At 29.6% G+C, this 12,689-nt stretch carries 23 protein-coding genes; 22 read left to right on the top strand and 1 reads right to left on the bottom strand.

Annotation, left to right across the window (positions count from 1 at the left end; translation table 11 throughout):
• Positions 1–4: 4 nt before the first annotated feature.
• The 6 genes from ABNX05_RS11000 (at position 5) to ABNX05_RS10975 (ending at position 2,392) form a co-directional block, all read left to right on the top strand.
• Complete coding sequence (locus ABNX05_RS11000) at positions 5–442, top strand: DUF3850 domain-containing protein (RefSeq protein ID WP_349659776.1); 438 nt, start codon at positions 5–7, stop codon at positions 440–442.
• 34 nt (positions 443–476) lie between these two features.
• Positions 477–647: a hypothetical protein gene (locus ABNX05_RS10995; RefSeq protein ID WP_349659775.1), complete on the top strand. Its 171-nt coding sequence runs from the start codon at positions 477–479 to the stop codon at positions 645–647.
• A 59-nt stretch (positions 648–706) separates the two neighbouring features.
• Entirely contained in the window at positions 707–1,003 is a 297-nt protein-coding gene (locus ABNX05_RS10990) for a hypothetical protein (protein ID WP_349659774.1), read from the top strand.
• Positions 1,004–1,179: 176 nt separating this feature from the next.
• Positions 1,180–1,371, top strand: coding sequence for a hypothetical protein (locus ABNX05_RS10985; RefSeq protein ID WP_349659773.1), 192 nt, complete (start codon positions 1,180–1,182; stop codon positions 1,369–1,371).
• A gap of 128 nt (positions 1,372–1,499) precedes the next feature.
• The gene (locus ABNX05_RS10980; protein WP_349659772.1) at positions 1,500–1,757 is read left to right on the top strand and encodes a hypothetical protein; all 258 of its coding nucleotides are present in this window, start codon (positions 1,500–1,502) and stop codon (positions 1,755–1,757) included.
• An 11-nt stretch (positions 1,758–1,768) separates the two neighbouring features.
• Positions 1,769–2,392, top strand: a complete 624-nt coding sequence (locus ABNX05_RS10975; protein WP_349659771.1) for a sigma-70 family RNA polymerase sigma factor — start codon at positions 1,769–1,771, stop codon at positions 2,390–2,392.
• 31 nt (positions 2,393–2,423) lie between these two features.
• On the opposite strand, the gene ABNX05_RS10970 is transcribed toward ABNX05_RS10975, so the two are convergent.
• Entirely contained in the window at positions 2,424–2,585 is a 162-nt protein-coding gene (locus ABNX05_RS10970; RefSeq protein ID WP_349659770.1) for a hypothetical protein, read from the bottom strand.
• 119 nt (positions 2,586–2,704) lie between these two features.
• Between ABNX05_RS10970 and ABNX05_RS10965 the strand changes: the two genes are divergently transcribed.
• The 16 genes from ABNX05_RS10965 (at position 2,705) to ABNX05_RS10890 (ending at position 12,623) form a co-directional block, all read left to right on the top strand.
• Positions 2,705–2,935: a hypothetical protein gene (locus ABNX05_RS10965; protein ID WP_349659769.1), complete on the top strand. Its 231-nt coding sequence runs from the start codon at positions 2,705–2,707 to the stop codon at positions 2,933–2,935.
• Between the two features lie 12 nt (positions 2,936–2,947).
• Positions 2,948–3,304, top strand: coding sequence for a hypothetical protein (locus ABNX05_RS10960; RefSeq protein ID WP_349659768.1), 357 nt, complete (start codon positions 2,948–2,950; stop codon positions 3,302–3,304).
• A 42-nt stretch (positions 3,305–3,346) separates the two neighbouring features.
• On the top strand, positions 3,347–3,610 hold the full coding sequence (locus ABNX05_RS10955; protein ID WP_349659767.1) for a hypothetical protein: 264 nt from the start codon (positions 3,347–3,349) through the stop codon (positions 3,608–3,610).
• Between the two features lie 54 nt (positions 3,611–3,664).
• Positions 3,665–3,949: a hypothetical protein gene (locus tag ABNX05_RS10950; protein ID WP_349659766.1), complete on the top strand. Its 285-nt coding sequence runs from the start codon at positions 3,665–3,667 to the stop codon at positions 3,947–3,949.
• Between the two features lie 35 nt (positions 3,950–3,984).
• The gene (locus tag ABNX05_RS10945; protein WP_349659765.1) at positions 3,985–4,581 is read left to right on the top strand and encodes a hypothetical protein; all 597 of its coding nucleotides are present in this window, start codon (positions 3,985–3,987) and stop codon (positions 4,579–4,581) included.
• Complete coding sequence (locus ABNX05_RS10940) at positions 4,574–4,780, top strand: hypothetical protein (protein ID WP_349659764.1); 207 nt, start codon at positions 4,574–4,576, stop codon at positions 4,778–4,780. The genes ABNX05_RS10945 and ABNX05_RS10940 overlap by 8 nt, the downstream gene beginning before the upstream one ends.
• Positions 4,781–4,840: 60 nt before the next feature.
• Complete coding sequence (locus ABNX05_RS10935; RefSeq protein ID WP_349659763.1) at positions 4,841–5,749, top strand: RNA ligase family protein; 909 nt, start codon at positions 4,841–4,843, stop codon at positions 5,747–5,749.
• A gap of 74 nt (positions 5,750–5,823) precedes the next feature.
• The gene (locus ABNX05_RS10930; protein ID WP_432760138.1) at positions 5,824–6,573 is read left to right on the top strand and encodes a DNA polymerase beta superfamily protein; all 750 of its coding nucleotides are present in this window, start codon (positions 5,824–5,826) and stop codon (positions 6,571–6,573) included.
• The gene (locus ABNX05_RS10925) at positions 6,566–7,549 is read left to right on the top strand and encodes an AAA family ATPase (protein ID WP_349659761.1); all 984 of its coding nucleotides are present in this window, start codon (positions 6,566–6,568) and stop codon (positions 7,547–7,549) included. The genes ABNX05_RS10930 and ABNX05_RS10925 overlap by 8 nt, the downstream gene beginning before the upstream one ends.
• 84 nt (positions 7,550–7,633) lie before the next feature.
• The gene (locus ABNX05_RS10920) at positions 7,634–8,029 is read left to right on the top strand and encodes a hypothetical protein (RefSeq protein WP_349659760.1); all 396 of its coding nucleotides are present in this window, start codon (positions 7,634–7,636) and stop codon (positions 8,027–8,029) included.
• Between the two features lie 42 nt (positions 8,030–8,071).
• Positions 8,072–8,632 carry a hypothetical protein gene (locus tag ABNX05_RS10915; RefSeq protein ID WP_349659759.1) on the top strand — a complete coding sequence of 187 codons (561 nt, stop codon included), beginning with the start codon at positions 8,072–8,074 and terminating at the stop codon, positions 8,630–8,632.
• Between the two features lie 82 nt (positions 8,633–8,714).
• On the top strand, positions 8,715–8,882 hold the full coding sequence (locus tag ABNX05_RS10910; RefSeq protein WP_349659758.1) for a hypothetical protein: 168 nt from the start codon (positions 8,715–8,717) through the stop codon (positions 8,880–8,882).
• A gap of 28 nt (positions 8,883–8,910) precedes the next feature.
• Positions 8,911–9,345, top strand: coding sequence for a hypothetical protein (locus ABNX05_RS10905; protein WP_349659757.1), 435 nt, complete (start codon positions 8,911–8,913; stop codon positions 9,343–9,345).
• Entirely contained in the window at positions 9,342–9,965 is a 624-nt protein-coding gene (locus ABNX05_RS10900) for a hypothetical protein (protein WP_349659756.1), read from the top strand. Before ABNX05_RS10905 ends, ABNX05_RS10900 begins: the two co-directional genes overlap by 4 nt.
• Positions 9,966–10,207: 242 nt before the next feature.
• Positions 10,208–11,455 carry a hypothetical protein gene (locus ABNX05_RS10895; protein ID WP_349659755.1) on the top strand — a complete coding sequence of 416 codons (1,248 nt, stop codon included), beginning with the start codon at positions 10,208–10,210 and terminating at the stop codon, positions 11,453–11,455.
• An 88-nt stretch (positions 11,456–11,543) separates the two neighbouring features.
• Positions 11,544–12,623, top strand: coding sequence for an AAA family ATPase (locus ABNX05_RS10890; RefSeq protein ID WP_349659754.1), 1,080 nt, complete (start codon positions 11,544–11,546; stop codon positions 12,621–12,623).
• The last annotated feature ends 66 nt before the right edge of the window (positions 12,624–12,689 follow it).

Raw genomic sequence — 12,689 nt, 5'->3', positions numbered from 1 at the left:
AGTTATGAACAAAGTTCATGAATTAAAAATTTTAAATAAGTATTTTGAAGTAGTTAATGAAGGGCTAAAAACCTTTGAAATTCGTAAAAATGACCGAAACTTTCAAGTTGGAGATTTTCTGTTACTAAAAGAATATACTGGAGAGCAATTCACTGGACGAGAAATATTGCAACAAGTCACTTACATGACAAATTACGAGCAAAAAGAAGGACATGTTGTCATGTCAATACAAAGAGTACCGATTAGTTTTGGGTTTTATTTGAACATGAGTGAGAAAGAAAAGGCTGTTTTTAAGAAAATCATTAATCACATCCACTTGTACGGAACAGGGGTTAGGGATATATCCAATACTTTTTGGGAAATTATTGACGAACTTATTGAACAACGTGGTTTAACAGAATCTGAACAACAATGGTATATGGAATTTTGGAATGAAGATTAATCAAAACAAAATGTGCAGAAAAAAAGGGGGTGCTGTGAAATATTACACTTGCTATGAAACTGATAAGTTGCAATATGCAGTCGGTTATGATAACGAGAAAATCGCTCAAGAATACGCAGAAGAAGCAAGAGAAGAAGGTTATATGAATGTAAAAGTGTTAAGTGAAGAGGAATTACTTGCTGAAGGTAAGTTTTCGAATCTTTAAGAATACCTATTAAATAATAGTGGAATTTTATTAAAACAACTAAAAGGAGATATGAAAATATGCAAAGCGTAATTTTTGATGTAACCGATGAGACAGTTGCAAAAGTAGCAAAACAAGTAAAAAATAATAAGTCTGATAGTATGTTAGTATTAGCACCGATGTCAGGTAATTGTTCTGTACATGCGCCAAGTAAATCAGGAAAGTATAAAGGTTATCACCGTATTAAGTTAGAGGTTTGGATTCCAGAGGATGCTATTAAAGGGGAAAATGCATTAGATGATTTTGGCTTAGTAACAATGCTGCGTTTACCTAAATCAAGAGTACAATCCCATTTGATCAGTAATAACGAAAATTAATTAATAAAATACATAAAAATACTTGAAATTAATTGGTTGGTAGATTAAGATATATTTATCAAAGAATACAAATAAATGAAAGTTATAACATTCTCATTGTAAATAAATAGTTGTTATGTAGCAAATGTCGGTGTTTAGTTAATAAAATACATAATAATGAAACGGAGATGTTGATAATGTTTGAAGAGATAAAGCAGATAAGTAACGATTCCATAATAAATGATAAACTAAGACAAGCCATGATCGAGCAAATGAAAATAGGGTATCAAGAAATGGGAGAGCTAAGTCTTCAAATAGCAAATGAATGGTATGGTGTTGAAAATGAAGCAGAAGCGATTAACGATAAGATTGTAAAAGGTGAATGGTAATTAGGTTAATCGATGAAGTAATTTTGCTTTAACAATTAATGTTATAAATGAGGGGTAATTGTTAAAGCAATCTGCTTCCATAATAGGATGTTTTTATTTTAAAAATACATGAGAATAGAGGTGCAGAAATGGTTATACATTTATTTGACGAAATGCGATCCAATAGAAAGACATCTCAGCAATACATTATTACATACGAAAATAAAGAAACTATTAAAGAATTATCTAAGTTAGGTTCAATTACATATAAATCACCAGTAATTAATGTATTATTTATTGATACATTGAAAAGTAGAGAGGAATTATTGAATGTTGAAGGAGTAATGAGCGTTACATTACCGAAGAATGGTAGATTATTAAATAATAAAGAGAAAAGTACTTATTAGAGGAATAATGAATGGAAAAATTAACAAATGAAGAATTAGTAGAGTTGTATCAAAGTGAAGGTAAAGAATTAGCTTTTGAAGAGCTTTATAAAAGAAATCAAGGATTGATATTTGAAGTAATTAAAAAGTTTAAAGGTGTGAAAGTGATCAATAATGAAGATGTATCAAGTGACTGTAATCTTGCCTTCTCTAAAGCAGCTCAGACATTCGATACATCAAAGAATTGTAAATTTTCTACATACTGTTACTCAAACATGGTAAATGAAGTATTAAGAAGTATAAAACGAGAAACAAGAGTAAAAAGAAACTCTTCAGAATATAAGTTCACTTCTTTGAATGAAAAAGTAAACGAAGAGGGTAGTTTCCTAATTGATATTTTAGATTCTTCAGATAGCGATGTCTTATATAAAAAAGACTATACATATTTACATAACGCAATTGAATACGCAAAAACATGGATACATGAAAAATATCATCCATACTTATTACCTTTAATGTTTAGAAAAACAACTACAATAGAAGTTGCACCATTAATTGGTGTTAGTCCAAGAACAGTACATTATACAACAACAATGTTTAGAGAACATGTACGTGAATACATATATCATTACTCTAGTGGTGAGATCGTTTCTTAAATTTATATGAAAAATAAAAAAAAGGATGAAATCATCCTTTAGGTTTAGTATCAGTATTTTTATTAACTTGTTCTAGAGCTTCTATATACTTTTTAGCTGTCTCTAATTCATCATCTGAAATACTGTTTATTAAGTTTTTCAATGCACGATGTTCATCTAAGTTAACGACATTAGAATTTTGATTTTCAGACATATCGATCAATCCTTTTCAACTTATATAGGGATTATGTTAGCACTTTGTTTAGAGATGTTTCAAATAAAATGATTGTTGCGATTAAATAAAAAATAAGTATTATTGAAAGGAAACTGATAATGAATAAATTAGAAATAATTAAGAAGCAATGGAATGAATATGAGACAGAATTTGGTGAGAGTGACTATATGGATATCGATAAACATACCAGTATGGCATTTAATGTACCAGTATTATTAAACAAATTAGATAAAATACATAAAGACTTAATTCAGATGAAGAAAGTTGGTAAGTGTACGTATGTAGATATTGATTATATGTTAAATGCTATTGAAAATGATAAATATTAAGGAGGATTCAATATGAAAGTTACTAAGTTAAATATTATAGAAGAAATTTCTAAGGTCATTGAACTAAATGGATATGGAAATGGATTAGTATTACAACATATTCAATATGATGAAAAAGTTAATGATGAATACGATTATCAAATCATTAGACAATCAACTCATGACGGTACGATGTTATTTACTAAGAACGTCATTCAGGAAGCATTGACCCCATTGATGAAAAAAGAATCATGTCATGTTGATTATGTTAATAAAGGCGTAAAAGATATTAGTTATTTGGTTGGCAATATCACAGTGGAAACGGAGTATAAGGTTAACAAACAAGTAGATACGATTAAGATACCAGTCAAGTGTAATTACACATTTTAAATAATAATTCACTTTTATAAAAATAAAATGGAGGTACTTTTGATGAATGTAGAAACTAAACAAGGTAAAACAAGTGTTATTGAGTTGGGAGATGTTTTCTATTCAATGGCAAGCAGTACATACTACATGTTAATTAAAAATCTAGAAAATAGATACTATTTGCATGGACTGGATGGTGCACATTTAGTAGGTAACTTTTATGAGTCCATTGAACGTGCTAGAAATCAGCTACAGATAAAAGTTGATTATTCCGAGTACATTCATTACCAGCAGTCAAAATATAAATTAGTACTGGAAGAAGTTTAAATAATAGTACGATTTTACTTAATAAAATACATATGTTGAGGAATAGTATATGACTTGGAACAACTTAAACGAGGAAATGAATTAGTTAAGATAATAAAAACTACTGAAGATGGAATTATTCAAATTGAAAAATTAATTTCAAAGCAAAGAGATTTTAAAGAAAAAGATAAATACTACGATGATTGCAACTATTCTTTATCTATTAGTGAACATTCAGATGGATCAGGTATAAATGCAAAATTGTATCGCTACCAAGGGAATGCGGAATTAATAAATGTTATCTTGGATACTTTAAAAAATCAGTTACAGAGATTTCAAAAAGAATTAGAAAGTTTATAAAATACACGTATTATCTAGAGAAAGGAGTATAGAAATTGAATACAGAGTACCTAAAAGAACAGCTAGACAATATTATGTCTTTCAGTGATACATATAAAACTTCAACAGTAGAAGATAAGTATTTACATAATGAACTATCTAAAGTAGTAAGAGTTATCAAAAGTAAAATTTGGCATGAAGAACATGATGAACGTAATAAAAGTAGACTTAAAACAAAAGTTATCGATGGTTTAGAAATAGTAATTCCTGAATTTATGAATGGATTCAGTGAAGAGTTTGCATTTAAATTAATCGAAGATGATTTATATCTAATTCCTGCTAATTATAAAGAAGATAAAGATGGATCATTCCATCAACATGCATTTGTATACATAAAAGAAAATGAAAACAAACATACAAGACTTACAGTAAGTATGTTAGGTAAAGATGAATATGGAGATAGAATTTTCACTGAAGGAGAATATTTTAAGAAAGTAGAAAGTGATTTCAGATATTTAAGTAAGAGTTATGGTAAGAATGATAGATTTCCAGAAAAGCATAGAAAGCAAGTCGAAACAATTATTAATGAATATAATAAGTTGGATGGAGTGAATGCTTTCAATCCAATTAAGGGAGTAGATAGCTATGATTGAATTAAAATATGCAAAAGAAGACAAGACATTGAGTAGTGGTGGATGGGTAATTGATCATAATCAACTACAGGACATTTCAGATCAATTAAACTCATTAGGAATTGAGTACGATAAAGAAATGATTGAATCAGTATTGTTAGTTGCTAATGGTGAAGTTGATTTGCTCAAGAAAGTATTAAAGGAGTTAGAAATATTTTAAGTAATATTCTGCTTTTATTAAATTAAAATAAAAAATACATAAACCGAGGAGAGAAATATTATGCAATTTAAAAAATATCAACACTTAGAACGATATGGAACTGATGATGTAACAGATATTGAATTTGGTGAAGTGTTAATTTTCCCTAAGTTAGACGGAACTAATGCTAGTGTATGGCTAGATGATGAAGGGAACGTTAAGGCAGGTAGTCGAAATCGAGAACTATCTTTAGAAAAAGATAATGCAGGATTTTATGAGTATATATTAAGTAATGAAAACATCAAGAATTATTTAGAGGCACATCCTACTCATCGATTATATGGTGAATGGTTAGTACCTCACTCATTAAAATCTTATCGAGAAGACGCTTGGCGTAAGTTCTACGTGTTTGACATCACTATTGATAAAGGAGAAGAAAGCGTAGAATACATTCCATATGATATCTACAAGCCCTTATTAGAAGAATATAACTTAGATTTCATTATTCCAATTGCTAAAGTTGTGAACGGTAATTATGAAGCATTCCTAAAATCATTGGATAAAAACCAGTTCTTAATTAAAGATGGCGCAGGAGTTGGAGAAGGGGTTGTAATAAAGAACTATAACTTCTATAACAAATATAAACGACAAACATGGGCTAAGATTGTTACTACTGAATTTAAGGAAATACATAACAAAGCTATGGGATACAATGAAATTAAAGCAGGTAAAATGATCGAAGAGGTTATTGTAGATGAGTATTGTACTGAAGCCTTCATTGAAAAAGAATTTGCTAAGATTGTAAATGAAAATGAAGGTTGGACGAGTAAATATATTCCAATGTTATTGGGTCGTGTATTCTCAGAGTTAATTAAAGAAGAAACTTGGAATATTATCAAGAAGCATAAACAGCCTAAAATCGATTTTAAAACTTTGAATCACCTAATAACTCAAAAAGTCAAAATGACTAAACGTGAAATCTTTAGCTGAGGAGAATCTATATGATCAATTTAATAGACTGTTTAACTAATCAGAAACAAATCCTTGAATCACAGGGATACAAAGTGGTATACATAAGTATTTACGGTTCGCAAAATTACAATTTAGATATTTACACTGACGACTACAAATCAGATATTGATATGAAGGCTATTATTGTACCAACACTTGATGATTTAATTTACAATAGCAAGCCTATCTCTACAGTAGTGGATACCGAATGGGGACAATGTGATTTAAAAGACATTCGCAGCTATTTCCAAACATTAATTAAAGCAAATCCTGCTTATATTGAAACTTTATTTACTGATTATTATATTGTCGATAAACACTTTAAAAAGGAATTTGATGAAATTTTTAGTTTGAAAGATGAATTAGTAGAAAAGTTATCAGCACAAATGATTAGAGCAATGTATGGAATGATGTGTGAGAAACAAAAAGCATTATGTCATCCTTATCCAACAATTGCTCATAAAATTGAAAAATACGGCTATGATGGCAAGCAGCTTTCTCATGTTATTCGTTTATATGTTATGATGCAAGATTACTATGCTCATAACAAGTCAATGAAAGAAGCATTAATTCCATCTGATGCGATTAATATGATTATGAAAGCAAAGTTGAACCAGTACAGCCTAGAAGATGCTAAATATTTAATGGATTTAACTATAAAACAAGGCAAAGAATTCAAAGAAGAAATACTTAATAATATTGATGAGAAAACAATTGATTATTCAGTTAAAGATAAATTTATTAAACTGTCTCAAGACATTATTAAAAACAAAATCATTGAGGAGTGTCGTAATTATGAGTAATCTACATGTTCTCATCGGTTTACCTGCTGTTGGTAAATCAACGAAAGCTAAAGAAATGGCGAAACAACTTAATGCAGTAGTTTTATCATCTGACGGCTTACGTGAGGAATTATTAGGAGATATTAACGATCAGTCACAAAATGAAATGATTTTCAAAGAATTACATAGCCGTATTAATAAGTTGTTAAATGAAGGTCAAGATGTTATTTATGATGCTACAAACTTAAACCGTAAACGTAGAATTCATTTAATTAAAAATGAGATTAAAGCTGATGAGTATTATGCTTACTATTTCAACTCATTATTTGGTGAATGTTTGTATAACGATAATCAACGTGAAAGGAAAGTAGGATTCGATGTACTAAATAGGATGTATACGAGTGCTCAAATTCCTACGATTAATGAAGGATGGAATAGTGTTAAGTTTATTCATCCAGAACTAAAGTTGGATAAGTATTATCGTGAACGATTTGAATACTTGCTATCTGATGAATCACCAAATCATGAAGATTTAATTGAGGAGACAATGAAAATTATAGATTCCTTTGAAGATGTTTATGATGTCCCTCATGACTCTAAGTACCATTCATTTTCAATTAGTCGTCATATCTTCTACGTGTATGAATTTGTAATGAAGAACTACAAAGGTAGTCGTAAGAAGGAAATGTTGATCGCCTCACTATTTCATGACTTAGGTAAAGGATGGTGTAAATCATTCATCAATTATAAAGGTGAAGAGAAGCGATACGCATCTTATATTGGTCATGAATTTGTAAGTGCTCAATTGACTTGTTACTGGTTAGCTAATCTAGGATATGAAGATGATTTCATTAAATATGTAGTTGATTTAGTTCAATTTCATATGATGCCTATGGATATGAGTGTAAAACAAGAACGTAAATTACGTGAGTTATTATCTATAGAACAATATGAGGATCTAATGTTTTTGCACTCAGCAGATTTGAATGCTAAATAATTAAATAATATTTCAGTTTTATAAAATACATATTTGAAAAATGGATATTAGTATTTACATCAAAACATTTGGAGGGTATATATTATGACGAATCAAGAAAAATTGGATATCTTAAACAGTATGAAGATTATCGATGAGGATTGTGGTGGAGGAGAATTGATATATGTACATGTTGAGTACAGTGAGGAAAATATAGAAAAAATATCTAAAGTTGTGTGCGGTGTAGATGAATATCTAAAAAACTTCGGTGATCCAGATGGAACAAAGGAATATATAGATATTTCTATAGCTGCATTTGAAAGCGCAAAAGCAGATTATTATAAAGGGAAATTCGTTATTTTCTCAAAAGAACAATTACTTGAAATGTATGAAGATGAAAAGAGCAAACGTATGATAGCTGAAAGTGAATTGAAGAATTTTACTACACAAAATAAATATGTGAAGACACAAATTCAAGAAACATTAAAAGCTCTAGGATAATTTAGATAATAATCACATTTTATAAAAATTGGAGGAAGATAGATGCATATATTTTATGATGACTTAAAGGAATACATTATAAATCATGATGAAAAAGAAAGACTTATTCCTTACTATGAGACTTTATTTCAACTAGAGAGTTATCCAGAAATGAAAGAATTACTAACTAAATATGAGAATAGTACATATTCTATAGATTATAATGAACCAGATGAATTTGATGAATACTCTAATGGTTGGTTAGAGATTTATGAAATGAATACTCCTGTTACATTTACAATTGAATTAGACATTGGTCAGACTCAAGGTAATTATTGTGAATGTAAGCCTGATGATGAAGGTTATGATTCAGATAAAGATTGTTGTGGAATAGACTGCGATGTACATTTGCCAAAAGTGTCTATTGTTAAAGAAGTAAGAATGTTGGATTATGAGTTTCAAGGATACGAGAGAGACTTGTGGGTGTTAGAAGAGAAGTGGATGACTGAACATGAAAAAGAAATATTACATAAGAAAAAGTTAGAAAAGGTAAGTAGTATAGAAGCGCAGATTGAGCAGTTACAAAAAGAATTAGAAGTAGTAAAATTAGAACTTATAAATTAAATAATAAAATACATAAAAATGCTTGAAATATAAAAATGAAGTGGTATAATAAATATATAAGTTAAGAAAGGGAGTGATGATCATGGTCAGTAGATTGACTTATGAAAATGAACAGGAAATATTGAACGAATTAGATTTTATGAACGAACAACAAGAATTTACTCGTGCTAATGCTGTTTGGTGCAATAAGACAATCAAAAAACTGCTACTGGAATTACATTTTATAAGAAATGATATTATTAATAAATAAAATACATAAAAAGTTAGGTGGTAATTACTTGAATGAAACACCATTAGAAAGTAATCAAACACAACTTACTTCTCAACACAGGCTTAGTTTTGATAAGCATAATAAAACTCTAAGTTTTAAATATCAGAAACGTGGTGGAAAGGGTAAGAATGCTCCATTAATCGATGAATATGCTTACGGTAATGAAAAACATTTTGGTAGTTATAAGGTTCTAATGCAGCGATTAAATGAAGAAGAATTTAGAGAAGGTCTTACTGCTGAAGAAATTTCAGACATTGACAAGTTAATCTTAGCTTTAGGTAAGGCGTGTGATCATATTGATAAAGTTGCCAATGAAATGTATGAATACATAAAAGAAAAAATAGTAATCGACTTAGGCGAATCAACTAGCGGTCGAGGTCGTAAGAAGGTAAAAGGTATTGAAGTATATGATGAGGAATCAAATGAGGTTGATGCTGATTGACAATACGTTATGTTGGAATTGACCCATCATCAATGACAGGGTTCTTTATACAAGATGAAAGAGGTAACATCATAGTTGAAACTGATTTATTCTATACATATAAGAAAGACCCAGAAAGAATGATTTACATTGCTGAAGAAATAATTAAGAAATTAAATATAGAAACTGACATTATCTGTATTGAAAATTTTAGCTATAATTCAGTAGGACAAGGAATTGATTATCAATTTGGAGTAGGTTGGATAATCAGAGAACATCTTCATAAAGCAGGATTTACTTATTATGATGTAAGTCCTAAAGGATTGAAGAAGTTTGCAACTGGTAACGGAAACTCTTCTAAAAAAACAATGGTAGTTCCAATTGAGAAACGATGGGGATTCAAACATCCTAGTGACAATGTTACAGATGCATTCATATTATCAGAGATTGCTAAAGCTATTGATCAAGGTTCTGAATATGAAGGTTTGAAGCTACATGAAAAACAAGTAGTGAGTGTAGTTAAGAATAGCATCTTGAATATTGAACAATGGAAAGAAATTAAGCCTCCACCTTGGATGAATCCGAGAAGTAAATATTACTTTAAGCGTGAAGGATTAGATGAAGAAATACAGTCAAAATAAGTAATGATATACATAATTAAAATTAACTATCGAGCCTTGAGTGATGTAAATAATTAAAGTTTATATTAATAAAGGAAAATATGTGCAAAATAGCATGTTCTCAAATAATAAGTTTCGCCAAAGCTTATTACATATGTTCTCAATAAAATCCTAATATTATATAAACTTTAGTTAGGTACATTGTGATTGGTTCGATAATTAATAAATAAAATACATAATTAGAATTGGAGAGATTTATTTATATGGTACGTATGTATAATACTTTTGAATTTACAGGAGAATTAGGATTTGCAAAAGAACCATTGAAGGTTAAACCATTTGATTCAGGTTGGAATAAACATAACTTTTCATTTGCAATAATTGAATCTAAAACAAATAAAGGATTTGTATCATTAGAAGCAGGATTAAATGTTGGTAATGGTAAACCTAATATTGCATATACAGGAACTAAGGGATTGTTTGGTGTACCGTCAAGTAACAATGTTCAAGTTCCTTGGGAAGATCGACTAAATAATTCAGTTGTGGATAGCGTTCTTGATTATCGTAAAACAATTATTGATTTAACTCCAGTAGAAACATCTAAAGACGAATTTTATAATACTAAACGTGAAATTTATAATTTAGAAACAAAAGAAAATCCAACACAAGAAGATAAGGATAAGTTATTAGAGTTATATGATAAATCTCGTAATATACTTCCTGAACGTAAAGAATTTATTAATACTTATGATGCAATTCAATTCTTCATGTCAAAACTAGAAGAATATAAAGGTCGAAAATTCCGTGTGAAAGGTAATATCGAAAAGTCTCACTGGAATGGAAAGTTCTATACTAATTTTGTACCATCTTCTATTGAATTGGTTTCTGAAGAAGAACGTAATAAATTAGGTTTAAATTTAGACCTATTCTTTACAAAAGGGGCAATTGATGAAGTAGATTTTGCAAAAGAAAAAGTAATTCATTTTGATACATACATTTTATCTCGTGATAAAGCTCAAAAGAAGGATGTTTTCTTCCCGCAACAAACAGTTTTAAATGCATCTAAATTAGATTTAGATAATCCAAAGCATGTTGGTCGAGTGGAATTGATCAAGAAAATGTTGACTGGTAAATCAAATAAAAATGTATACCATATGGCATTTGAAGGTAAATACTTCAGAGGTGCAGATGAAGTAGAATTTACAGAAAAAGATTTAACTCCACTTCAAAAAGAATGTGTTGAGTTAGGGATGAATACAGTAGATGATTTTAAACCTAAAGGTGGAATGATAGGAGAGACTATTGAAGAGTTCCGTCTCACATCGCCATTAATTAAAAGATTCAACGATAGTAATGACTTCTCTGATGGAGTACTTGAATCTACTTATGAAGTTGAAGATCTGACTTATGTTACTCCAGAAACTACTCAAGAAGCTAAACCGAAAGAGATTGAAACAACTACTAAAGTAGAAGAACCTATTGAATTTGATGAGTTAGAAGATTTACTATAATTTATAATAAATATGAAGAAATTATAGTGGAACGCATACTGTTCCACTATAAATGAAAAATTCATAATTGAAATGGAGAGATTTATTTATGGCATTATGGTCTACAAACGAGGTAAAAGTTGATGTTGCGAGTTATATGCATTATGTACGAGGATTAAAAAAGGTTGGTAAATCAACTTTATTTAAAGAATTAATTAAGAAAATTGGAAATGGTAATATGAATAAAGGACTTCTTATTTCACTTGGAGATGAAGATGGGTACAAAGCTTTAAATGGACTAGTTGTTGCAAAAGCTCCAACATGGAGTGAATTCATTGAAATTGTTGATGAATTAGTTGAGAATCCAAAAGAAAATGAATTTACGTTTATTGCACTAGATACTGTGGATGAATTATTCCAGATAGCTACAGAAGAAGTTTTCCGATTACATAAGAAAAAATACAATGAAGTTTGTGAATCATTAAATAGTGCTTTAAAAGGATATGGAGCAGGTCGAGCAAAAGTAAAAGAATTAGTCCGTGAACAAGTAGCTCGATTAAAAGGATCATACGGTCTATTCTGTATTGGTCATACTAAATTGCGTGATGTGAATGAAAAAGGAATGGCGGAAGCATATCAACAGTTAACTACTTCTTTACCATTTGATTTTGACAGCGTTATTGCAGATAAGGCGGATATCATTGCTACAATTTCAATCGATAAGGATGTAATTGATGTAGAAGAAGTTAATGGTAAGAAGGTTGGATCATTAGGTGGAATTACTCGTTGGATTCATTTCCGAGATGATAATTTTAATGTTGATTGTGGAGCACGTTTCGCTGATATTGTAGATAAGGTAGAGTTATCTGCGGATAATTATCTAGGAGCAATTGAAGATGCTATCAAATCAGCTAGTGGAAAATCAGAAACTGAAATTTTAGAGAAAAAAGAAATTGAAGTAAAAGAACGAGAAGTTATCGCTGAACAAAAGGCAGAGGAATCTAAAGGGGTAGATTCAATTGAAAATGCAAAACTTGCTGAAATTGTAAAAACAAAATTCCCCAAAGCTGATGCTGAAACAAAAGCAAAAGTAAAAGAAATTCTAACTACTAATGATATCAAATTAGGATCTCCAGAAGATGCAATTACTTCAGAATTACAAAAAGCAGTTGATTTACTTGCTGATTAAAATAATAAATACATAAAAATAAATATAGGGGAGTGGATGTTATATTCATTCTCCTTGTAATTTAAA

Source organism: Lysinibacillus zambalensis, assembly GCF_040183165.1.
Classification (GTDB): domain Bacteria; phylum Bacillota; class Bacilli; order Bacillales_A; family Planococcaceae; genus Lysinibacillus; species Lysinibacillus zambalensis.
This window is presented reverse-complemented; position numbering and strand designations above follow the sequence as displayed.